Raw genomic sequence first — 940 nt, 5'->3', positions numbered from 1 at the left:
CTTTTATGATGGGGCATCTTTGATGTTACAGCGAAGTAGTCAATCTTCATGTTGTTTTTCCATGCTTAGTCACCGACAACTTTAAGATCGCTAGCGACTACTTTTACTCCGCCCCAGGTACTACGTGCTATGTTCCACATGACGGATATAGGGATTAATCAGTTCAACCGTCATTATACGTATCATGGGTTTAGCCCTACTTTCGTGTATGTTCGTACCCCCTATCAGTGGTGGGGATTTGTAGGAAAGACACATTTATTGACTTTTTGCACGGGTGGCTTTAAGATGTTGCTGGACGCCTTTCTTGATAATCACTCAGAGTCGCCAGAGTGTCTGGCCCGAGATATGGCAAGGATATACCGCTGCCTGCACCAGTCCTTCGACGCTGACAAATTGCGACATATCATGTAAATTGTCGCATAAAAGTAGTTTCAAAAAAAGAAAACTGTGTTATAATGTATATGTGATTTTTAGAAAAGAGGTACTAACTATGGAAAACCTAGTAGTTTCAATCTTTAACACTGAAAGCGAAGCTTATCAGTCCTTTGCGGATTTGAAGGCTTTCCGCCAAACTCAGACGACCAAGGTTGCTCAAATCGCCTTGGTCAAAAATGAAAACGGTCATATCGTTGAAAAAGAACGCTATGACTTTGAAGATTCAACGACGGATGCAGCCCTAAAAGGTGGCTTGTTCGGTGCAGTTATCGGGCTTTTGGGTGGTCCTATCGGCGTCTTGTTTGGTTATGGTATGGGTAGCCTCTATGGTTTGGCTGCTGGTGATACCATTGATACGGCAGAAACTGGCCTGATTGACGTTGTTTCTCAGAAATTGACTAACGGTGAAACAGCCGTTGTTGCCTTGGTGCAAGAAGACAACGAAGCAGTCATCGATGCTTACTTCACCAAGTACGACACCCAAATCGTGCGTTGGGATGTAGCA

General features: G+C 43.8%; 1 protein-coding gene. It reads left to right on the top strand.

Translation table 11 applies throughout. The features are described from left to right. Window positions 1-490: 490 nt before the first annotated feature. Window positions 491-940: DUF1269 domain-containing protein (locus QZ359_RS09305; protein ID WP_293965931.1), on the top strand; the 450-nt coding region annotated here is incomplete at its 3' end.

Source organism: Streptococcus sp. (assembly GCF_019414905.1).
Classification (GTDB): Bacteria; Bacillota; Bacilli; order Lactobacillales; family Streptococcaceae; genus Streptococcus.
This window is presented reverse-complemented; position numbering and strand designations above follow the sequence as displayed.